23 protein-coding genes are annotated in these 18,859 nt (G+C 63.1%); 18 read left to right on the top strand and 5 right to left on the bottom strand.

Annotated elements, in window-relative coordinates:
• The first annotated feature begins 79 nt into the window (after window positions 1-79).
• Genes trpB through accD form a run of 3 tightly spaced genes read left to right on the top strand, consistent with a single transcriptional unit; the run spans window position 80 to window position 3,008 of the window.
• Window positions 80-1,291 carry a tryptophan synthase subunit beta gene (gene trpB, locus B0E51_RS05855; RefSeq protein ID WP_077443901.1) on the top strand — a complete coding sequence of 404 codons (1,212 nt, stop codon included), beginning with the start codon at window positions 80-82 and terminating at the stop codon, window positions 1,289-1,291.
• Window positions 1,288-2,088, top strand: a complete 801-nt coding sequence (trpA, locus tag B0E51_RS05850; protein ID WP_077443900.1) for a tryptophan synthase subunit alpha — start codon at window positions 1,288-1,290, stop codon at window positions 2,086-2,088. The genes trpB and trpA overlap by 4 nt, the downstream gene beginning before the upstream one ends.
• A gap of 50 nt (window positions 2,089-2,138) precedes the next feature.
• On the top strand, window positions 2,139-3,008 hold the full coding sequence (gene accD, locus B0E51_RS05845; protein WP_077443899.1) for an acetyl-CoA carboxylase, carboxyltransferase subunit beta: 870 nt from the start codon (window positions 2,139-2,141) through the stop codon (window positions 3,006-3,008).
• Between the two features lie 480 nt (window positions 3,009-3,488).
• Here accD and B0E51_RS05840 read toward each other — a convergent pair whose 3' ends face one another.
• Complete coding sequence (locus B0E51_RS05840) at window positions 3,489-4,064, bottom strand: phosphatase PAP2 family protein (protein ID WP_077443898.1); 576 nt, start codon at window positions 4,062-4,064, stop codon at window positions 3,489-3,491.
• Window positions 4,033-5,193, bottom strand: coding sequence for a glycosyltransferase family 1 protein (locus tag B0E51_RS05835; RefSeq protein ID WP_077443897.1), 1,161 nt, complete (start codon window positions 5,191-5,193; stop codon window positions 4,033-4,035). The genes B0E51_RS05840 and B0E51_RS05835 overlap by 32 nt, the downstream gene beginning before the upstream one ends.
• A 156-nt stretch (window positions 5,194-5,349) precedes the next feature.
• On the opposite strand from B0E51_RS05835, the gene B0E51_RS05830 reads away from it, so the two are divergent.
• Window positions 5,350-5,784, top strand: coding sequence for a DUF4399 domain-containing protein (locus B0E51_RS05830; RefSeq protein WP_077443896.1), 435 nt, complete (start codon window positions 5,350-5,352; stop codon window positions 5,782-5,784).
• Between the two features lie 31 nt (window positions 5,785-5,815).
• On the opposite strand, the gene B0E51_RS05825 is transcribed toward B0E51_RS05830, so the two are convergent.
• Complete coding sequence (locus tag B0E51_RS05825; protein ID WP_254424420.1) at window positions 5,816-6,547, bottom strand: transporter; 732 nt, start codon at window positions 6,545-6,547, stop codon at window positions 5,816-5,818.
• Window positions 6,548-6,656: 109 nt separating this feature from the next.
• Between B0E51_RS05825 and gltX the strand changes: the two genes are divergently transcribed.
• The 7 genes from gltX (at window position 6,657) to B0E51_RS19465 (ending at window position 11,030) form a co-directional block, all read left to right on the top strand.
• Complete coding sequence (gltX, locus tag B0E51_RS05820; protein ID WP_077443895.1) at window positions 6,657-8,057, top strand: glutamate--tRNA ligase; 1,401 nt, start codon at window positions 6,657-6,659, stop codon at window positions 8,055-8,057.
• A gap of 35 nt (window positions 8,058-8,092) precedes the next feature.
• A complete protein-coding gene (locus B0E51_RS05815; protein ID WP_077443894.1) occupies window positions 8,093-8,371 on the top strand; it encodes a hypothetical protein in 279 nt (92 codons plus the stop codon).
• Between the two features lie 31 nt (window positions 8,372-8,402).
• Complete coding sequence (locus B0E51_RS05810; RefSeq protein ID WP_077443893.1) at window positions 8,403-8,912, top strand: transcriptional repressor; 510 nt, start codon at window positions 8,403-8,405, stop codon at window positions 8,910-8,912.
• 203 nt (window positions 8,913-9,115) lie between these two features.
• On the top strand, window positions 9,116-9,550 hold the full coding sequence (locus B0E51_RS05805) for a MerC domain-containing protein (protein WP_077443892.1): 435 nt from the start codon (window positions 9,116-9,118) through the stop codon (window positions 9,548-9,550).
• A 60-nt stretch (window positions 9,551-9,610) separates the two neighbouring features.
• Window positions 9,611-10,561: a cation diffusion facilitator family transporter gene (locus tag B0E51_RS05800; protein ID WP_077443891.1), complete on the top strand. Its 951-nt coding sequence runs from the start codon at window positions 9,611-9,613 to the stop codon at window positions 10,559-10,561.
• A 65-nt stretch (window positions 10,562-10,626) separates the two neighbouring features.
• Entirely contained in the window at window positions 10,627-10,788 is a 162-nt protein-coding gene (locus B0E51_RS05795) for a 30S ribosomal protein THX (protein WP_077443890.1), read from the top strand.
• Between the two features lie 92 nt (window positions 10,789-10,880).
• Window positions 10,881-11,030: a hypothetical protein gene (locus tag B0E51_RS19465; RefSeq protein ID WP_168172580.1), complete on the top strand. Its 150-nt coding sequence runs from the start codon at window positions 10,881-10,883 to the stop codon at window positions 11,028-11,030.
• A 64-nt stretch (window positions 11,031-11,094) separates the two neighbouring features.
• Here the strand turns inward: B0E51_RS19465 and B0E51_RS05790 are convergent, their stop codons facing one another.
• Complete coding sequence (locus tag B0E51_RS05790; protein ID WP_077443889.1) at window positions 11,095-11,763, bottom strand: type II CAAX endopeptidase family protein; 669 nt, start codon at window positions 11,761-11,763, stop codon at window positions 11,095-11,097.
• A gap of 185 nt (window positions 11,764-11,948) precedes the next feature.
• On the bottom strand, window positions 11,949-12,497 hold the full coding sequence (locus tag B0E51_RS05785; protein WP_168172579.1) for a helix-turn-helix domain-containing protein: 549 nt from the start codon (window positions 12,495-12,497) through the stop codon (window positions 11,949-11,951).
• 243 nt (window positions 12,498-12,740) lie between these two features.
• On the opposite strand from B0E51_RS05785, the gene B0E51_RS05780 reads away from it, so the two are divergent.
• The 7 genes from B0E51_RS05780 to hisA are packed head-to-tail and all read left to right on the top strand — an operon-like array spanning window position 12,741 to window position 18,772.
• A complete protein-coding gene (locus B0E51_RS05780) occupies window positions 12,741-13,079 on the top strand; it encodes a YerC/YecD family TrpR-related protein (RefSeq protein ID WP_077443887.1) in 339 nt (112 codons plus the stop codon).
• The gene (gene hisG, locus B0E51_RS05775; protein ID WP_077443886.1) at window positions 13,076-13,969 is read left to right on the top strand and encodes an ATP phosphoribosyltransferase; all 894 of its coding nucleotides are present in this window, start codon (window positions 13,076-13,078) and stop codon (window positions 13,967-13,969) included. The genes B0E51_RS05780 and hisG overlap by 4 nt, the downstream gene beginning before the upstream one ends.
• Window positions 13,970-13,979: 10 nt before the next feature.
• Complete coding sequence (gene hisD, locus B0E51_RS05770) at window positions 13,980-15,287, top strand: histidinol dehydrogenase (protein WP_077443885.1); 1,308 nt, start codon at window positions 13,980-13,982, stop codon at window positions 15,285-15,287.
• On the top strand, window positions 15,284-16,396 hold the full coding sequence (gene hisC / locus B0E51_RS05765; RefSeq protein ID WP_077443884.1) for a histidinol-phosphate transaminase: 1,113 nt from the start codon (window positions 15,284-15,286) through the stop codon (window positions 16,394-16,396). The genes hisD and hisC overlap by 4 nt, the downstream gene beginning before the upstream one ends.
• The gene (gene hisB / locus B0E51_RS05760) at window positions 16,393-17,457 is read left to right on the top strand and encodes a bifunctional histidinol-phosphatase/imidazoleglycerol-phosphate dehydratase HisB (protein WP_077443883.1); all 1,065 of its coding nucleotides are present in this window, start codon (window positions 16,393-16,395) and stop codon (window positions 17,455-17,457) included. Before hisC ends, hisB begins: the two co-directional genes overlap by 4 nt.
• Window positions 17,457-18,047 carry an imidazole glycerol phosphate synthase subunit HisH gene (hisH, locus tag B0E51_RS05755; protein ID WP_077443882.1) on the top strand — a complete coding sequence of 197 codons (591 nt, stop codon included), beginning with the start codon at window positions 17,457-17,459 and terminating at the stop codon, window positions 18,045-18,047. Before hisB ends, hisH begins: the two co-directional genes overlap by 1 nt.
• Window positions 18,044-18,772 carry a 1-(5-phosphoribosyl)-5-[(5-phosphoribosylamino)methylideneamino]imidazole-4-carboxamide isomerase gene (gene hisA, locus B0E51_RS05750; protein ID WP_077443881.1) on the top strand — a complete coding sequence of 243 codons (729 nt, stop codon included), beginning with the start codon at window positions 18,044-18,046 and terminating at the stop codon, window positions 18,770-18,772. Before hisH ends, hisA begins: the two co-directional genes overlap by 4 nt.
• Window positions 18,773-18,859: the final 87 nt, after the last annotated feature.

Here is an 18,859-nt window from a genome sequence, read left to right as displayed (position 1 = left end):
GGCACCCCACTGCGCTACGGTGGGCGCCTTGCCGCAGCGCGCGGGCGCGGCGGCGGTTTCCCCGAGACGAGTGACGGTAATGCCCACGATCGACGATTTCCACGCCTGGCCCGATGCGCACGGACGCTTCGGCAACTACGGCGGCATGTATGTGGCCGAGACGCTGATGGCGCCGCTGGCCGAACTGACCGAAGCGTATCTGCGCCTGCGCGATGATCCGGAATTCATCGCCGAGCTCGATCGTGACTTGAAGCATTACGTCGGCCGGCCCAGCCCGATCTATCACGCCGAGCGGCTGTCGCAGCACGTCGGCGGTGCGCGCATCCTGTTCAAGCGCGAGGATCTGAACCACACCGGTGCGCACAAGATCAACAACACCGTGGGCCAGGCACTGGTTGCCAAGCGCATGGGGAAGCCGCGCATCATCGCCGAGACCGGTGCCGGCCAGCACGGCGTGGCCAGCGCCACGGTGGCCGCGCGACTCGGCCTGAAGTGCGTGGTCTACATGGGCGCGGTCGATATCGAGCGGCAGAAGATCAACGTCTACCGCATGAAGCTGCTCGGCGCGGAAGTCGTGCCGGTGACGTCTGGCTCGAAGACGCTGAAGGATGCGCTGAACGAGGCGATGCGCGACTGGGTCACCAACGTCGCCGACACCTTCTACATCATCGGCACCGTAGCCGGCCCGCATCCGTATCCGCTGATGGTACGCGACTTCAACGCGATCGTCGGCCGCGAGGCACGTGCGCAGATGCTGGAGCAGTACGGCCGCTTGCCGGACGTGCTGACCGCCTGCGTCGGCGGCGGCTCCAATGCGATCGGCCTGTTCCACGCGTTCCTCAACGACGCGGATGTGCGCATGGTTGGCGCCGAGGCGGCCGGCGAGGGCATCGCGACGGGACATCACGCCGCGTCGCTGGCTGCTGGCAGGCCCGGTGTACTACACGGCAACCGCACCTATGTGCTGTGCGACGACAACGGCCAGATCACCGAAACGCATTCGATCTCGGCCGGACTCGATTATCCCGGCGTCGGTCCCGAGCATGCTTTCCTCAAGGATGCCGGTCGCGCCGACTACGTCGGAGTGACCGACGACGAGGCGATGGAAGCGTTCCACTTGCTGGCGCGTACCGAAGGCATTCTGGCTGCGCTGGAATCCAGCCACGCGGTGGCGCAGGCGATCAAGCTGGCGCGCGAGTATCCGAAGGACGGCATCGTGTTGTGCAATCTCTCCGGCCGTGGCGACAAGGACGTGCATACGATCGCCGCGCGCGAAGGAGTCGAGGTATGAGCCGCATCGACCGTCGTTTCGCCGCCTTGAAAGCCGCCCATCGCACCGGCCTGATTCCGTTCGTCACCGCGGGCGATCCGTCACCCGAGCACATGGTGGCGTTGATGCATGCTCTGGTCGATGCCGGTGCCGACCTGATCGAGTTGGGTGTGCCGTTTTCCGACCCGATGGCGGATGGCCCGGTGATCCAGCACGCCAGCGAACGGGCGATCGCAAAGGGTGTTGGCCTCAACGAAGTGCTGGGCTGGGTCACCGCGTTCCGCCAGCGTGATACGGACACACCGATCGTGCTGATGGGCTACCTGAATCCGGTCGAGATCCACGGCTATGCGCGCTTCGCACAGGAAGCCGTACAGGCAGGTGTCGATGGCGTGCTGCTGGTGGATTGCCCGCTGGAAGAATCGGCCGTGTTGCAGCCGCTGCGCGACGCCGGCCTGCAGCAGATATTGCTTGCTGCACCGACTACCGCACCCGCGCGTATGTTGCAGCTGTGCGAGTTGGCCGAGGGTTTCCTGTACTATGTCTCGTTTGCCGGCATCACTGGTGCGGCACACTTGAGTACCGGCGATATCGCCGCGCGCGTGGCGGATATCCGCGCCCACGCGAAGGCACCGGTAGCGGTAGGCTTTGGCATCCGCGATGCGGCGAGTGCGGTGGCGATTGCCGGTTTTGCCGATGCCGTGGTGATCGGCAGTGCGCTGGTCGAGCGGCTGGCCGAGGCGAAGGATGCCGAAGAGATAACCGTGCGGGTTTGCGAGTTTCTCGCGCCGATCCGCACTGCGCTCGATGCGCATTGAGAAGGCGTGCCACCTGCGGGTGGTGCGCTCAAGAATGGTAGGGTGATGCGATGAATTGGCTGCAGAAAATCATGAACCCGCGCACCCGCCCGCAGGGTACGAACGGCGGCAAGGGTTCGGTACCCGAAGGCGTGTGGGAGAAGTGCGGCGGTTGCGGCACCGTGCTGTACCGGCCGGAACTCGAACGCAACCTGATGGTGTGCCCGAAATGCGGCCATCATCACTACATCAGTGCGCGCATGCGACTGGATACCTTGCTCGATGAAGGTTCCGCGCAGGAGCTGTGGGCCAGCCTGGAGCCTACCGATCCGCTGAAATTCCGCGACTCCAAGAAGTATCGCGACCGCATCGTCGCCACGCAGAAAAAGCTCGGCGAGAAGGATGCGCTGCTGGCGATGAGCGGCAAGCTCAAGGGTCGTCCGCTGATGGCGGTGGCGTTCGAGTTCGCCTACATGGGCGGTTCGATGGGTTCGGTGGTCGGCGAGAAATTCGCGCGTGCCGCCGAACGCGCACTGGCCGACAAGAGCGCACTGGTGTGCTTCTCTGCCACCGGCGGTGCGCGCATGCAGGAAGCACTGTTCTCGCTGATGCAGATGGCCAAGACCTCGGCTGCGCTGGCGCGCCTGCGCGATGCCGGCGTGCCGTACATCAGCGTGCTGACCAATCCGACCACCGGCGGCGTGTCGGCCAGTCTGGCGATGCTCGGCGACATCAACATCGGCGAGCCGAAGGCGCTGATCGGTTTTGCCGGTCCGCGTGTGATCGAGCAGACCGTGCGCGAAACCTTGCCGGAAGGCTTCCAGCGTTCGGAGTTCCTGGTCGAGCACGGGGCGATCGATCTGATCGTCGACCGCCGCGAGATGCGCGACAAGCTGGCCGACCTGCTCGGCATTCTGATGAAGGCGCCGCGCGCGGCCTGATGATGTGCCGTTGTGCATAGCGATGCCGCCGTCAGGCGGCATCGTCGTTTTCGCGTCCCGGTTTTCTGTGCATGGGTTTTCCACAGCCAATGTGGAAGCCTGCAGGTAAAGCCTGTGGACAAAACACATCTGCCGCTTGTCGATCAGGCACTTGCTACGCACTGGTCAGGAATTGCACAGGCGTGTAACGCAACAACGACGAGTGACGCATGGGGAGCGTCGTATCCGGCGGCACAGTTTTCCACAGCAACTGTGCATGCCCGTCATGAAAGCCTGTGGACAACCTTGCTCAGCCCTTTTGTCGACAGGCACTTGGCACGGCATGCTGACATTTTGCGCAGTGCCAGCCAGTTCGATGCGCAGTAATCCACAGCGATTGTGGAGCGTGACCGGTAAAGCCTGTGGACAAGTACGCTATCTGTCTGACCACAAAGGCGCTTGTGACAGCGTGCGCAAATGCTGCTCAGTGGTGGTGCAAGTTCAGGCCAGTTTCGTTGCCAGCGACAACAGCCACAGCGACGAAGCGCCCAGCCCGCTGCCGATGAGGATTGCCGCGAGCACGTCGCTGGGATAGTGCAGGCCAAGGATCACGCGCGAAGCAGCAACCAGCGCAGTAAAACCGAGCAGCAGCGGTGCGAGGTGCGGATACCAGGCCAGTGCGACGATGCTGAAGCTCACCGCCTGCAAGGTATGCCCCGATGGAAAGCTGAATTCATCCAGTGCTGGCACATGGGCGATCACGCCCGGGCAGACGCGGTAAGGTCGCGGCCGGCGCGTCCAGCGTTTCAGCAGGCGATACAGCAATAACGCAGTCAGTCCGGTGGCTGCCATGTGCGCGGCGGCGGCGAGTCCTCGCTGGCCACCGACCACGGCCAGCACGGCCATCAGTGCATACCAGAACATGCCGTCGCCGAGCCGGCTGATGGCACCGAAGAACAGGCCCACGGCGCGTCGTGCGCCCCAGCGATTGGCTGCCACGCAGACGCGGCGATCCAGCGCAAAACGTGTTGATCCGAGCGACAACTCAGGCGTGTGCAGCGGCGGCAATGTGTTCATGCAGGTTCTCCTCGGCCATCTCGCGCAAGAGGGTTTCGAAATCGCGGATCACTGCATCCGGTGAAAGTCCGGCCACGCCGGCATGCGCGGCGCGACCCATGTGCCGGATCAGGCCCGGATTGCTGGCCAGCCGGGTTGCCGCGTTGATGAAGGCCGCTGCGTTGCCCGACTCGACGCAATAACCGTTGACACCGTCAGTCAGATGTTCGCGTGCTGCACCTTCGGCATAGGCCACCACGGGCAGGCCGGCGGCCAATGCCTCGAGAATCACATTGCCGAAGGTTTCGCTGAGGCTGGGAAACGGGAACAGGTCTGCGCTGGCGACATGTCGTGCCAGTGCTTCCCCACGCTGCACGCCGGCAAAGATGAAGTCCGGATGGGCTGCTTCCAGCGCGGCGCGTGCCGGGCCATCGCCGATCCACACATAACGGGCGCGTGGCATGTGTTGCTGGATGGCGCGAAAGGCCTGCACGGCCAGCTCGAGATTCTTTTCCGGCGCGATACGCCCCACGTACAGCACCACCGGCGTGCTGGCATCGGCGCCCCAGGCGTCGCGCAGGTTGTCATCGCGCCGGTTGGGGTGGAACAGTTGCGTGTCTACAGCCCGGCGCAGCAGGCGGGCGTTGGAGATACCCATGGTGTGCAGCTCCTGTGCGAGTGCGTCAGTGGGCACCAGGGTCGCGGCGGCGCGCCGGTGAAAGCGGCGAAGGTAGCCGCGCACCACCGGCGTGAGCAGGCCCAGGCCATAGTGGTCGGCGTAGCTGTCGAAGCGGGTATGAAAGCCGCTGCTGATCGGAATGCCCAGTCGCGCTGCTGCGCGTACGGCCGACCAGCCGAGCGGGCCTTCGGTAGCGACGTAGATCGCATCCGGGCGCTGCTGCTGCCAGTGCCGGCGCAGTGTGCGGCCGGCGGGCAGCCCAAAGCGCAGTCCCGGGTAACGGGGCAGGGCGCTGCCGCGCACATCGAGTACGTGGATCCCGGGTTCATCGGGGTGGGGTTTCGGCTGACGTGGACGGATCAGATCCACGTGGTGGCCGCGGGCGGCGAGCCCGGCGGCCAGACTGTGCACGGTCAGTGCGACACCGTTGACTTCGGGTGGATACGTTTCGCTGACAATGCCGATGCGCATGACAATACCTGTGCTGGCTTGGCATAGCATCGACCGCCGGCGTTTCGGCGGTGTGGCGGGTGCATGACGCCACGGTGACGACGTCATCCACCCAGGAGTGTCCTGTCCAGGTCGACACGCCTACACTGGGTCTTTCTGCCAGTGAGGAGATCACCGATGAAATGCATCCTGCTTGCGCTTGCCCTGGGTGGACTGGTCGGCACGGTGATGGCTGCCGATGCGCCGGCGTTGCCGGTCACCAAGGCTCCCGTCGACGCCGCGGTCTACATCATCTCGCCCAGCGATGGCGCGACTGTCGGTCAGGAGTTCACCGTCCGTTTCGGCCTCAAAGGCATGGGCGTGGCGCCGGCAGGTGTCGCCAGGGAACAAACCGGCCACCATCATCTGCTGGTCGACGTAAAGGAGCTGCCGCCCGCTGGTCTGCCGATTCCGAAGGACGATAACCATCTCCACTTCGGTGGTGGCCAGACCGAGACCATGCTGAAGCTGAAACCCGGCACGCATACGTTGCAGCTGGAACTTGGCGACCAGAACCACATCCCGTTCGATCCGCCGCTGGTGTCGAAGAAGATCACCATTCACGTCAAGTGAGCTTCAGGCGCCATCGGCTTGCCAGCTGCGCTCAGTGCCCGAAGTAGATCGAGACACCGAGATTGGTCTGCCATTCGGGCGCTGCCCCGCCCAGTCGCCGATCGAAGCCGGCGTCGAACTGCACGCGTGGCGTGATCATCCATGCCAGGCCGGCACCAGCCACCGTGCCGCTGCCTTGATCCGGCGCGTGCAGCCATGCGGTTTCGGCATACAGCGTCAGTGTCTTGCTTATTGCGTAGTTGTCGCTGACCGCAGCGGTGGTGCTGTCCGCGCCACCGCTGCGCGCATCCTGCAGATACAGGCCCAGCGAGTTGCGCTCGTCTGCCTGCAGGTTGAACTGGGCGCCGAGCAGGTATTGGCGCTGGGCGCTGCGGAATGCCTTCGCGCCGTCGGTGAATTCCACGCTGCCCAGCAGGCCCCAGCTGAAGGCCTGGCTGGAGGAGGGCAGTGCCAGTTTCAGTCCGAGTATCGAGTCGCCATGCCCTTGGCTGTTATCGCGGATTGAGCCGTTCTGTTGCAGTGAATTCCATGGCGAGCTGCCCAGCTGCAATTCCAGGGGACCGCCGATGCCGATACGCAGCAGGCTGTCGGCGCTGTATTGCGAACTGGTGAGGTCATCCTGCCGATTACGGCTCCAGTCCGGCAATCCCTGTTCGACGGTGATGTCACCGGCGCCGAGCACCACGGGAGTGAAGCCATAGCCAGGGCGGTCGTAGCCCGGGTTGTCGGCCAGTGCAGGCAGGGTAACGCCCAGCATGAGCATGGCGAGTGCCGTGATGGGCACGCTTCGTCGCGCATGCTTACGCGGGCAACGGTTTGTGCTCCGGTATCGGCTAAAATCCATCACTTCGCTTCGCATCCTTTGAGTTCCCATGACTGTCCGCACCCGCTTCGCCCCCAGCCCCACCGGTTTCCTGCATATCGGCGGTGCCCGTACCGCGCTTTATTGCTGGCTGGAATCGCGTCGTCGCGGCGGCGAGTTCATCCTGCGCATCGAGGATACCGACCGCGAGCGTTCGACCGACGAGGCAGTGAAAGCCATCATCGACGCGATGCACTGGCTCGATCTCGATGCCGACGAAGGTCCGTTCTACCAGACTCAGCGGCTGGAGCGGTACAAGCAGGTGGCCGACGAGCTGGTTGCTGCCGGCAAGGCGTATTACGCCTATGAGAGCAAGGACGAGATCGAGGCGATGCGCGAGGCTGCGATGGCGAAGGGCGAGAAGCCCCGTTACAACGGCTACTACCGTGATCGCCATGAACCCTTGCGCGACGATCCCAATAGGGTGATTCGCTTCCGCAATCCGAGTGAAGGCTCGGTGGTGTTCGACGACAAGGTGAAGGGCCGGATCGAGTGGGCGAACACCGAGCTGGACGACCTGGTGATCTTCCGCTCCGACGGCTGGCCGACCTACAACTTCGCGGTGGTGGTCGACGACATCGACATGGGCATCACCGAGGTGATCCGCGGCGACGACCACGTCAACAACACGCCGCGCCAGATCAACATCTATCACGCGCTGGGTGCCAAGGTGCCGGAGTTCGCGCATCTGCCGATGATCCTCGACAAGGAAGGCAAGAAGCTGTCCAAGCGCACCAGCGCGGTCAGCGTGATGGATTACCGTGCCGACGGTTTCGTGCCGCACGCGCTGCTGAACTATCTGGTGCGGCTGGGCTGGTCGCACGGCGATCAGGAGATCTTCTCGCGCGAGCAGATGATCGCGCTGTTCGACATCAGTGACGTCAACAAGGCTGCCTCACGCTTCGATACCGAGAAGCTGGCCTGGCTCAACCAGCACTATCTGAAGACCGACGAGCCGAAGACACTGGTGGCGGAGTTCACCTGGCATCTGGCACAGGCCGGCATCGACACCGCGCATGGCCCGGCGCCGGTCGACGTGATCGTGGCGTTGCGCGATCGCGTACACACACTGAAGGAAATGGCCGAGCGCGCGAAGATCTGGTACGGCCCGATCACGGAATGGGACGACAAGGCGGTCGGCAAGCATCTGAAGAACGACAGTGCGGTGGCCGTGCTCAATGCGGCGAAGTCGTTGCTGGCCGATTGCGAGTGGAAGCCCGAGCCGATCCATCAGGTGATCGAGCAGGTTGCCGCCAGGCTGGAGTTGGGCATGGGCAAGATCGCCCAGCCGCTGCGCGTGGCGATGACCGGCACCCAGGTGTCGCCCTCGATCGAATACACGATCTATCTGGCCGGTCGCAGCGAGGCGCTCAAGCGCATCGACGCTGCGATCGCCCTGGCGCAGGGTTGATCCTGTCGCCATGTCGATGACGAATCTGCTTCGACATGGATGAACTGCTCGCCAGAGCCTCCCAGGGCGTCGATCCCGACGCACCCGGCGCGTTCTGGCAGATCTTCGTCAATCTGTTGAATATGCTGCCGTGGGCCGCCATGTTCTGGTGGAACCTGCTGTTCATCGCTGTCGGCGCACTGCTTGGCTGGTGGCGCGGCCGAACGGCGGAAGGCATCGTCTGGGCGCTCGTGCTGGGGCCGATCGGCTGGATCGTGATCCTCGCCAAGCCCCGGCCCAAGCCGCCTGCGCAGCCGCCACCGTTGCGACGGTGAGTTTCGCCAGGCTGTGTGGTGGTGCCAGTGTATGATTCATCCAGAGGTGAAACCCTTGAGCCACGACACTGCCCACCACACGCACCCGCATCACCCGCATCATCACGATGCGAAGGGTTTCGTGCGCGCAGTGGAGCATGCCAGCGAGGAGCGCGGCCTTCGGCTCACGCCCTTGCGCAAGGAAGTACTGGAGCTGATCGCTGCCGTGCACAAGCCGATCAAAGCCTACGACCTGCTCGATCTGCTGCGCGAAAAGCATGGCAATGCGGCACCGCCCACGGTCTATCGCGCACTCGATTTCCTGCTGGAGAACGGCTTCATCCACAAGCTGGAATCGATCAACGCCTTCGTCTCCTGCCACCATCCAGCCGAGGCGCATCAGGTGCCGTTCCTGATCTGCGATACCTGTTCCAGTGCAGAGGAGGTTTGCGATGAGCGGGTGGCTGAGCTGATCGAGGCACAGGCCGCGGCGCTTGGCTTCCGGCCGCAGGCGCAGACGCTGGAAGTGCACGGCACCTGCAAGAATTGCCGCAAGGCCTGAATCTGTTCGTTCGAGTATGCATGGCGCGTGTGATCCGGCGTGTGGCAACGCATGCGCGAGATCGGCACAGATGGCGTTGCCCCGCACGGGGCGGCTCCCGTGGAGTGCGGGCTAGCGGGTATGGCATTTTGAAGTGTTATAAAGTAACATTTCAACCACTGGAATTCACAAATCGCCACACTTGGCGATGCCAGAATAGGTCGATGGACTCCGAACAGGCGAGCAAATCCCGCTGGTGGCGCGTGGCCGATCGCGTTGGTGCGACGGCCTCGTTCCTGTGCGCGATCCACTGTGCGCTGCTGCCATTCGTGCTGGCGTTGTTGCCTTTTGTTGGTCTTGAATTCCTCGCCGATCATCGTTTCGAGCGCGGCTTTGTCTTGTTCGCTTGCACGTTGGCCCTGTTTGCCATGGTCCGCGGCTATCGCCGGCATCAAGTTTCGCTGCCGCTGCTGTTGGCCGTGCCGGGGCTCGCCCTGCTGCTGCTCGGCGTCACCTACGCCGAGCACTACTCGATCATCCTGCACAGCGTGCTGGTGACGTGTGGTGGTCTGTTGGTGGCTTCAGCGCATTTCGTCAATCTGCACAACGATCGTCGCCACGGCCATGCCCATGTGCATGGGCCGCAGTGTGCGCACTGAGTCGCGCATGCCGATGCATCGTGATTGTGTAACGGCAGCTGCCGTTTCTAGCATGCGCGGATGAGCATGTCGCATAGCCATACCCATTCCCATGACCACCCGCATGTGCACGAGCATGCGGATTCAGGCGACGGTCGTAGCCGCAAGCTGCTGTTCGCATTTGTCCTGACCACCTTGATGATGGTGGCCGAGGTGGTCGGCGGAGCATGGTCCGGTTCGCTGGCGCTGATTGCCGATGCCGGCCACATGATGGTCGATGCGTTGGCGCTGCTGCTGGCGTTTGTCGGCGCCTGGATGGCGACCCGGCCTGCCGATGCGCGACGCAGTTACGGCTATGGCCGGATGGAAGTGCTGATCGGTTTCGTCAATGCGCTGAGCCAGTTCGTGCTGGTCGGCTGGATCATCTACGAAGCAGTTACCCGGTTGCTGCATCCCGGGGAAATCCTGTCCGGCGTGATGTTTGTGGTGGCGATCATCGGCTTGCTGGTGAACGTGCTGGTGCTGCGCATGTTGCACGGGCATGCACATGACGACGTCAATCTGGCTGGGGCAAGCCTGCATGTACTGGGCGACCTGCTCGGCTCGGTGGCGGCAGTTCTCGCCGCGCTGGCAATCCGCTGGTTTGGCTGGCTGTGGGCCGATCCTGTGTTGTCGTTGCTGGTGGGGCTTTTGATCCTCAACAGTGCGTGGCGGCTGTTGCGGATGTCTGCACACATTCTGCTGGAAGGTGTGCCTGACGGCATGGACAGCGCAGCGGTGGAGGTGTCGCTACGTGGCGCCGACCCATCGATCCGGAATGTCCATCATCTGCATGTATGGCAGCTGGCCTCGGGCTCGCGCATGGCGACCCTGCATGCCGAGCTGCAAGAACCTGCCGACAGCGCGCAAGCCTTGCGGGCGATCAAGCGGATGTTGCTGGAGAATTTCGGCATTCAGCACGTGACCGTGCAGATCGACCCGGGCGAGTGCCTGGACCAGCCGCAGAACTGTACGGGGCATGGTCATCCCTGACTATGGTGCATCGGGCCAACCTGCTATGATGCTCGATCATTCATCTAACGAATCAAGGAGTTCCCATGGGCAAGGGCGATCGCAAGACTCGTCGCGGCAAGACCTACCGCGGCAGCTATGGCAATACCCGCGCGCACGGCACGCTGCCGGCCGTCGTTGGCGCCAAGCCGACCGTGACCAAGCCGGCCGCCGCCAAGAAGGCTGCGCCGAAAAAGAAATCCGCCTGAGCTGAGTCTCGCTGGGCAGACAAGACCCCCGCCACGGCGGGGGTTTTTGTTTTCAGGGATATGGATTCGTCCGGGCCGCATGGATCAGTCGCATGGATCACCTGATCATGCGCGCCTGTATTGCAGTGATGTCTGTGGACGCAGCGAACAGCGCGGCCCGTCCTGTCGATCCGCTGCGTGTTGTTGCCAGCACAGTCGACCAAGATCGCCACTCAACTCGACTGGGATCGCCAACCAACTGACCACCCGACCTAGGGTCGCTTGTCACCCCGGAGCTGCCGGTCAGGATGGTCCGCTTATCGAGGGTTAGCCAGTGCTCTGTGCCGTTTGCCTGCGTTTTGCGAGGACTGGCATAACAAGAACCCCGGCGCCATCAAGAATTGCATGCACGATGATGCAGACCCAGAGATTTTGGGTGAACGTAAAGAGGAGCGTAATAACAAGTGCGCACATAAAAACCGGGACGAGGTGAGCAAGCCCCAAGCGCAAATGACCAAGCGTGAACGCAACGACAGAGAGAACGCACGCCAACCAGATGCTACCGAGCAGATGTTGACCTACACCGATTGCGTAGCCGCGATACAGCACCTCTTCAGTAACAGCCGCCGTCATCACCACGAAGCACCTATGGCCGAACGGCAGGCGCAAAAGACTTTTCTGCAGTTCGAGCTGATTCGGCGAAGCGGCAGCAAATTTGCCTCGCAAGGAGACATAGGCGCTGAGCACAACAAACAGGATCGCAGCGGCAAGAATGGCCAGCCCCAGACTTTGCCATGTGAGCCGTTCCAGGCCGAAATCCACATGCCAAGCCTCAATGTTTGCAGCAGCGATGACGAGCACACCTACAGCAGCCACCCAAAGGGTGAGGCGCGGAACCGGTGAAAATTGATCGAAACGCAGCCACCTGAAAAACATCAACAAAAGTGGTGACCCGAAAAGCGCCACGAAAAGACCGAGATATAGAAGCTGCGGCATTAGATATATCCCTATCCGGAGGGTTAACCATTGAATGTACGGATCCTTGGATCCGTCTTTGCATCTCGTGTTACACGCCACCAACTGGAGCCTGGTCAGCTACGAAACCGCCGTTCAAATGCCGGTAAGAGTGGCTGGGTATGCTTTTCCCCTTTCCCGGAATCAAAAATTGGCGATCGCGGCCGTTACTTTGCCCTCATGGGCCGTTCCGGGAGAGTGACGATGGATACTGTTCGTTGCACTTGATTCTTGGTGGGGCCACGTTTTGCAAACTGCTGAATGAGTGCCTCTAGCTCTTTCATAAAACCCGCGAATTCCTTCGATCCCGCGTTAAAAGTCACCTGCAAGTAGTGGACGTCATCACGCACCACGTCGACGTCATCGGCACGCATGTAGCGGCCAAAGTCCTCAAGTAGCGACGCGAGAAAGATCGAGAAATATTTCAGATGCGTTTCTGGGTCGATGGTTCCGATGTCTTCCGGAGCCACCTTTCCGGTGTTGGGATCGAGTCGGTAAGTGCGCTCAAGGGCACCGCGTACGGGTGTTTCCGAAGTGACGATCAAAGTGCCGGCTTCGGCCAATCGCTTCACGTGTCGGTAAAGCGTCGCTTGTGGGACATCGTCAAGCCTTTGCGCCAAGTCGCGAGCAGTGAGCTCCGTTCCTCCTACAAACGCACGCACGATCCTCAGGCGTATCGGGTGTAGCAAGACATCAACGGCAGTCTTTTTAGTCAAGGAGTGCGATACCTTTATCATATTTGATAAAGGTAGTTCAAAGTCACAGACAAGGTCAAGCAAGTTGCTGTGGCGCAGATGGGCAAGTAGCCGACGTCTTGCACCGCGCATCGAGTCGACGCGAAAAGCCGCTGTTCTCACCGCCGGAATCTGAATGTCGGTTGACACACGCCGCTAGCGGGTTTGCCGCGCTGCCGCATGCTGTGTATGATGCGATCCACTGTATTAATGCATTAGTACATTATGAAGCGTCGATCGCTTGATCCTGAAACCCCTGTTGAGTCAGCCAAGCTGAGTCTGTGCGAGGCGCTGCTGTCGATGAAGAACGCCAGCGAGATGGGCGCCTTCCTCGGTGACCTGTGCACGCCGGCCGAGCTGGAGGTGCTGGTGGATCGCTGGCGGGTGGTGCCGTATCTGCTGGAAGGCATCGCCTACCGGGAGATCCACGAGCGCACCGCGGTCAGCATCACCACCATCGGGCGGGTGGCGCGCTATCTCAACCAGGGCAATGGCGGCTATCTGGCCGCGGCAGCACGTGCGGCGCGGCGGCAATCGCTGGCGGCGAAGAAGGCGAAGGCATGAAGACGCGTGACCGTTTGCGTATTGCGATGCAGAAATCCGGCCGGCTCACCGAGCCTGCGCTGGAACTGCTCACCCGTTGCGGACTCACTTTCCGGCAGAGTCGCGACAAGCTGTTCTGTTTCGGCGAAGGCGAGCCGGTCGACCTGCTGCTCGTGCGCGACGACGACATCCCCGGGTTGATCGCACAGGGCGTATGCGACCTCGGTATCGTCGGACGCAATGTGCTCAGCGAATTCCAGCTCACCGCCGGCCACGAGCTCGCACCACTCAGCGAACTGCGGCCGCTCGGTTTCGGTCGTTGCCGGCTGTCGATCGCGGTGCCACAGGAGCTGGATTATCACGCGCCGCAGCAGCTGGAAGGCCGGCGTATCGCCACCTCGTATCCCGGCCTGCTCGGCGAATGGCTGCGCACGCATGCCGTGAATGCCGGCGTGGTGATACTGGCAGGCTCGGTCGAGATTGCGCCGAAGCTGGGCACTGCGGACGCGATCTGCGACCTGGTGCAGAGCGGCGGCACCCTGGTCGCGAACCAGCTGCGCGAGGCCGAGGTACTGCTGGAAAGTGAGGCGGTGCTGGCGGGTCCGTTGACGCTGCCCGTCGATGAGCGCGGTGACATGCTGGAGCTGCTGCTGAAGCGGCTGGATGGCGTGATCCAGGTGCGCGAGTCACGTCTGCTGCTGCTGCAGACCTCGCGCCACACGCTGGAGGCAGTCACCCGCCTGCTGCCGGGTGGGCCACAGCCAACCTTGCTGTCGGTAGCCGGTCAGCCGGATCAGCTGATGTTGCAGGCGCTGTGCGCTGGCGAGGTGAGCTGGCGGCAGCTGGAAGAGATCAAGAAGGCCGGCGCGCGCGAGATGTACGTGCTGCCGGTGGAGAAGATGCTGGCATGAGCAGGCTCGCATGAACCGTATCGACTGGAATGCATTGGACGAGACTGCGCGAGGCGAGGCATTGGCGCGCCCCGCACAATCGCGTGCCGATGAGCTGCGGCGCGGTGTCGAGCAGATCGTCGCCGCCGTGCGCGAACGTGGTGATACCGCATTGCGGGAACTCAGTGCGAAATACGACCGTTGCACGCTGGATGCGATCGAAGTGGACGAGGCCGAATTCGCTGCAGCCGAAGCCTCGCTCGATCCGGCCCTGAAAGCTGCGATCCACGAAGCGGCCGCACGCATCGAACTGTTCCACCGTGCCGCTGCGCCGCAGCCCGTGGGTGTGGATACCGCGCCTGGTGTACGGGTGGAACGGATCCTGCGTCCGATCAGCCGGGTTGGCCTGTACGTGCCGGCGGGCACGGCGCCGCTGCCGTCGACCGCGTTGATGCTCGGCATCCCGGCGCAGATCGCCGGTTGCCGTCAGGTGGTGCTGTGTTCGCCGGCACGCGCCGACGGATCCTGCGACGAGGCGGTGCTGTATGCCGCGCGCGTCACCGGCGTGCACAAGGTATTCAAGCTCGGCGGTGCACAGGCGATCGCGGCGATGGCTTATGGCACGGCTAGCGTACCGAAGTGCGACAAGTTGTTCGGCCCCGGCAACGCCTGGGTTACCGAGGCGAAGCTGCAAGTTTCCGCCGATCCGGACGGCGCGGCGATCGACATGCCGGCGGGTCCGTCCGAGGTGCTGGTGATTGCCGATGCAGAGGCCAATCCGGCCTTCGTCGCTGCCGATCTGCTGTCACAGGCCGAGCATGGGCCGGATTCGCAGGTGATCCTGCTGAGTCCTTCCGCGGCATTACTGGACAAAGTGGCGATCGAGGTCGATCGGCAGTGTGCCGAACTGCCGCGTGGAGATATCGCGCAGAGGGCGCTGGTACAGAGTCGCTTGATCGCCGTCGAGTCGCTGAACCAGGCGGTCGCGGTGAGCAACCGCTACGCGCCCGAACACCTGATCCTGCAGGTGGCCGAGCCACGCGCCTTGCTGGATGGTATCGACAGCGCCGGCTCGATCTTCCTCGGTCAATGGACGCCCGAATCGGTGGGCGACTATTGCAGCGGAAGCAATCATGTGCTGCCGACTTACGGTTATGCGCGCAGCTACAGCGGCGTATCAGTGGCGAGCTACCAGAAGCAGATTACGGTGCAGGAAGTGAGTGAAGAAGGTTTGCGCAATATCGGCCCGTGCACGGCGACGCTGGCAGCGGCTGAACAGCTGGAGGCACACCGTCGCGCTGTGACGTTGCGGCTGGCAGCACTGGAGGCACAGTCATGAGCGTGCTCGATCTGGCACGGCCGGAAATCCGCACGATGCAGCCGTATTCCTCGGCGCGCATGGAAGCCAGCGGCGGCCAGGTGTTCCTCAATGCGAATGAATCCGCATGGGCGCCGGTAGGCGACGACGGCCTCGGTTGCAACCGCTACCCCGAGCCGCAGCCAGCGGCTTTGGTCGACGCTCTGGCCGCGCTCTACGGCGTGTGCCGCGAGCAGCTTCTGGTGGGTCGCGGTAGCGACGAGGCGATCGACCTGCTGGTGCGTGCGTTCTGTCGCGCCGGCCAAGACGCGATCCTGATTCAGCCGCCGACCTTCGGCATGTACGCGGTATGCGCACGGATCCAGAATGCTGGCGTGATCGAGGTGGCGCTGAAGGCCGATTTCACGTTGGATGTGGACGTGATACTCGCTGCCGTGACGCCAGCGGTGAAGCTGGTCTTCATCTGCACCCCGAACAATCCCACTGGCCAATTGGTGCCGCGTGCGAGTGTCGAACAACTCGCGCAAGCACTGGCTGGTCGCGCCTTGTTGGTGGTGGACGAAGCCTATGTGGAATTCACGGATGCTGGCGATGCCAGCGTGGCCGACCTGATCGACCGCTACGACAATCTTGCCGTACTGCGCACCTTGTCGAAGGCTTGGGCCTTGGCTGGCGCGCGCATAGGAACCTTGCTGGCGAATGCCGAGGTGATCGCGCTGCTCAAGCGGATCATGCCGCCGTATCCGCTGCCGTTGCCGTGCGTGGAAGCTGCGCTGATCGCGTTGTCCGGCTGGGGTCAGGTGAATGCGCGTAATCACGTCGCCATCGTGCGCAATCAGCGGGTGCGGATGCAGGAAGCGTTGCGCCAACTGCCCGGTGTGCGCGAGGTGCTGCCGTCGCAGGCCAATTTCCTGGCTGTGCGTTTCGACGATGCGGCTGCGGTATATCAACAGCTGCTCGCCGCCGGCATCGTGGTGCGCGATGTACGCCGCTATCCGAATCTCGGCGACGCGCTGCGCATCACCATCGGTACGCCCGATGAAAACGATCGTGTGCTGAGCGAGTTGAAAATGGCGGCCATCGCCGGCCGTGGTTTTGTCGGCAAACCGGCATCGGGTGACTACGCATGAGCCGCAAGATTCTTTTCGTCGACCGCGACGGTTGCCTGATCGAGGAGCCGGCCGACCAGCAGATCGACAGCTACGAGAAGCTGGCCCTGTTGCCCGGCGTAATCGCAGCGCTGCAACGTTTTGTCGCTGCCGGCTACGAGCTGGTGATGGTGACAAACCAGGATGGCCTCGGTACCGACAGTTTCCCCGAGCCGCACTTCACCGGACCGCATGAACTGCTGATGCGCATCTTCGCCTCGCAGGGTGTGCGTTTCCGTGAAGTGCTGATCGACCGCAGTTTCCCGCATGAGGGCAAGGACACCCGCAAGCCGGGCATCGGCATGTTGCGCCATTACCTTGCCGACGACGGCTGGAGCCGGGCTGCTTCGGCTATGGTTGGCGATCGCGAAACGGATCTGCAGTTCGCCGCGAATATCGGCGTGCGCGGCCTCCGTGTCGGCCCATTCGGCGTGAGCTGGGATGAACTGGCACACCAGTTGCTGGATGCGCCGCGCACGGCGACAGTGGTGCGCAATACCAAGGAAACCCGCATCACGGTCAGCGTGGATCTGGACAAGGTGGCCGAGCCGAAGGCGCATACGGGGCTGGGTTTCTTCGACCACATGCTGGAACAGATCGGCAAGCACGGTGGTTTCGCGCTGGAGCTGAACTGCGATGGCGACACCCATATCGACGAGCACCACACCATCGAGGACTGCGCGTTGGCGCTGGGTCAGGCGCTGAAGCAGGCGCTGGGCGACAAGCGCGGCATCGGTCGCTACGGTTTTACTCTTCCCATGGATGAGTCGCAGGCCAGCGCGGCCCTGGATCTGTCCGGACGCCCGTACTTCGTGTTCGAAGGCAGCTTCCCGCGCGAACGCGTAGGTGAGGTACCGACCGAACTGGTGCCGCACTTCTTCCGCTCGCTGTGCGAGACGCTGGGCGCGAATCTGCATCTGGCCGTGCAGGGCGACAACGCGCATCACATGGTCGAAGCCTGTTTCAAAGTGGTCGCGCGTACGTTGCGCCAGGCGATTCGTCGCGAGGGCAGTGAGCTGCCGAGCACCAAGGGCACACTGTAATGAGCGTGGTCCTCGTCGATGCGGGTGGTACCAATATCGGCTCGGTGCGCTATGCGCTGCAGCGGCTGGGCGTGGATGCCGCGCTGACCGCGGATGCTGCAGTGATTCGGGCCGCCGACAAGGTGATCCTGCCCGGCGTCGGTGCGGCTGGTCCCGGCATGGCACGACTGCGTGAGCTGGGGCTGGTCGAACTGATGCGTTCGCTGACCCAGCCGGTGCTCGGCGTATGCCTGGGCATGCAGTTGCTGTGCGCGCATTCGGAGGAGGGCGATACCACATGCCTCGGGCTGATACCGGCGCCGGTGCGCCGCTTCGTCGAAGCTCCCGGCATGCGCGTGCCTCACATGGGCTGGAATCAACTGCGCACGAAACAACCGCATCCGCTGCTGGCCGGGCTGGGCGATGATGATCAGGCGTACTTCGTGCACAGCTATGCGGTGCCGGTGGGCGACTGGAGTCTTGCCACCAGCGACTACGGCGAGGCGTTCTCGGCGGTGATCGCGCGCGACAACTTCCACGGCATGCAATTTCACCCCGAACGTTCCGCGGCCGTCGGCGCGAAGTTCCTGCAGAATTTTCTCGCGCTATGACATTTGAAGTAATTCCGGCGATCGATCTGCGTGGCGGCCAGGTGGTGCGCTTGAAGCAGGGCGACTACGCGCAGCAAACTACTTATGCGGTGGACCCGCGCGAACTGGCGCAGCGCTATGCTGCTGCCGGCGCACGCTGGCTGCATCTGGTCGATCTGGACGGTGCCCGTTCCGGCAGCCTCGACAACCTGGCCGTCATCCAGGCCATCGCTGCCGACGGCATGCAGATTCAGGCTGGTGGTGGCGTGCGTGAAGAGGCCGATCTCCAGCGTCTGTTCGATGCCGGTGTGCAGCGCGTGGTACTGGGCAGCGTGGCGATCCGCGATCCCGATCTGGTCGCCGGCTGGCTGGCCCAATACGGTGCCGAGCGGCTGACCATCGCACTCGACACACGCCGCATCGACAGTCGCTGGGCCTTGCCCAGCGCCGGCTGGACTGAAGTCGAGGAGCGCACGCTGGACGAACTCGCGCCGTGGTACGCCGCGCGTGGCGCATGCCATCTGCTGTGCACCGACATCGACCGCGACGGCATGCTGGCCGGTTTCAATCTGGAGCTGTATCGCCATCTCGCCGACCGCGTGCCGCAACTGGCCGTGCAGGCCTCCGGTGGCGTGCGTTCGCTGGATGATATTCGCGCGGCACGCGAGGCCGGTGCGCGGGGCGTGATCCTCGGGCGTGCCTTGCTGGAAGGGCGCTTCACCGTGCAGGAGGCCATGATTGCATGAGTATCAACGCGTGCTTGCCAGCTCTGCTCCTCCCCCTGTTTGCAGAGAGAGGTTGTGACCGGAGGGAATCCCCCTTTTGGGAGGAGG

The sequence above is a fragment of the Rhodanobacter sp. C05 genome, from assembly GCF_002001165.1.
Lineage (GTDB): Bacteria > Pseudomonadota > Gammaproteobacteria > Xanthomonadales > Rhodanobacteraceae > Rhodanobacter.
The sequence above is the reverse complement of the archived record's forward strand: the minus strand, read 5'-3'. Positions and strand labels throughout refer to the sequence as shown.

Excerpts from the sequence above, each read along its gene's own strand:
- B0E51_RS05835 (WP_077443897.1), bottom strand. The coding sequence starts at position 5,193 with ATGCGCATCGGCATTGTCAGCGAAACGTATCCACCCGAAGTCAACGGT.
- hisA (WP_077443881.1), top strand. The coding sequence starts at position 18,044 with ATGACATTTGAAGTAATTCCGGCGATCGATCTGCGTGGCGGCCAGGTG.
- B0E51_RS05830 (WP_077443896.1), top strand. The coding sequence starts at position 5,350 with ATGAAATGCATCCTGCTTGCGCTTGCCCTGGGTGGACTGGTCGGCACG.
- trpB (WP_077443901.1), top strand. The coding sequence starts at position 80 with ATGCCCACGATCGACGATTTCCACGCCTGGCCCGATGCGCACGGACGC.
- accD (WP_077443899.1), top strand. The coding sequence starts at position 2,139 with ATGAATTGGCTGCAGAAAATCATGAACCCGCGCACCCGCCCGCAGGGT.
- B0E51_RS05805 (WP_077443892.1), top strand. The coding sequence starts at position 9,116 with ATGGACTCCGAACAGGCGAGCAAATCCCGCTGGTGGCGCGTGGCCGAT.
- hisC (WP_077443884.1), top strand. The coding sequence starts at position 15,284 with ATGAGCGTGCTCGATCTGGCACGGCCGGAAATCCGCACGATGCAGCCG.
- B0E51_RS05810 (WP_077443893.1), top strand. The coding sequence starts at position 8,403 with ATGATTCATCCAGAGGTGAAACCCTTGAGCCACGACACTGCCCACCAC.
- B0E51_RS05780 (WP_077443887.1), top strand. The coding sequence starts at position 12,741 with ATGAAGCGTCGATCGCTTGATCCTGAAACCCCTGTTGAGTCAGCCAAG.
- B0E51_RS05825 (WP_254424420.1), bottom strand. The coding sequence starts at position 6,547 with ATGCTCATGCTGGGCGTTACCCTGCCTGCACTGGCCGACAACCCGGGC.
- trpA (WP_077443900.1), top strand. The coding sequence starts at position 1,288 with ATGAGCCGCATCGACCGTCGTTTCGCCGCCTTGAAAGCCGCCCATCGC.
- hisG (WP_077443886.1), top strand. The coding sequence starts at position 13,076 with ATGAAGACGCGTGACCGTTTGCGTATTGCGATGCAGAAATCCGGCCGG.
- B0E51_RS05795 (WP_077443890.1), top strand. The coding sequence starts at position 10,627 with ATGGGCAAGGGCGATCGCAAGACTCGTCGCGGCAAGACCTACCGCGGC.
- hisD (WP_077443885.1), top strand. The coding sequence starts at position 13,980 with ATGAACCGTATCGACTGGAATGCATTGGACGAGACTGCGCGAGGCGAG.
- B0E51_RS05800 (WP_077443891.1), top strand. The coding sequence starts at position 9,611 with ATGAGCATGTCGCATAGCCATACCCATTCCCATGACCACCCGCATGTG.
- hisB (WP_077443883.1), top strand. The coding sequence starts at position 16,393 with ATGAGCCGCAAGATTCTTTTCGTCGACCGCGACGGTTGCCTGATCGAG.
- B0E51_RS05815 (WP_077443894.1), top strand. The coding sequence starts at position 8,093 with ATGGATGAACTGCTCGCCAGAGCCTCCCAGGGCGTCGATCCCGACGCA.
- B0E51_RS05840 (WP_077443898.1), bottom strand. The coding sequence starts at position 4,064 with ATGAACACATTGCCGCCGCTGCACACGCCTGAGTTGTCGCTCGGATCA.
- B0E51_RS19465 (WP_168172580.1), top strand. The coding sequence starts at position 10,881 with ATGGATCACCTGATCATGCGCGCCTGTATTGCAGTGATGTCTGTGGAC.
- hisH (WP_077443882.1), top strand. The coding sequence starts at position 17,457 with ATGAGCGTGGTCCTCGTCGATGCGGGTGGTACCAATATCGGCTCGGTG.
- gltX (WP_077443895.1), top strand. The coding sequence starts at position 6,657 with ATGACTGTCCGCACCCGCTTCGCCCCCAGCCCCACCGGTTTCCTGCAT.
- B0E51_RS05790 (WP_077443889.1), bottom strand. The coding sequence starts at position 11,763 with ATGCCGCAGCTTCTATATCTCGGTCTTTTCGTGGCGCTTTTCGGGTCA.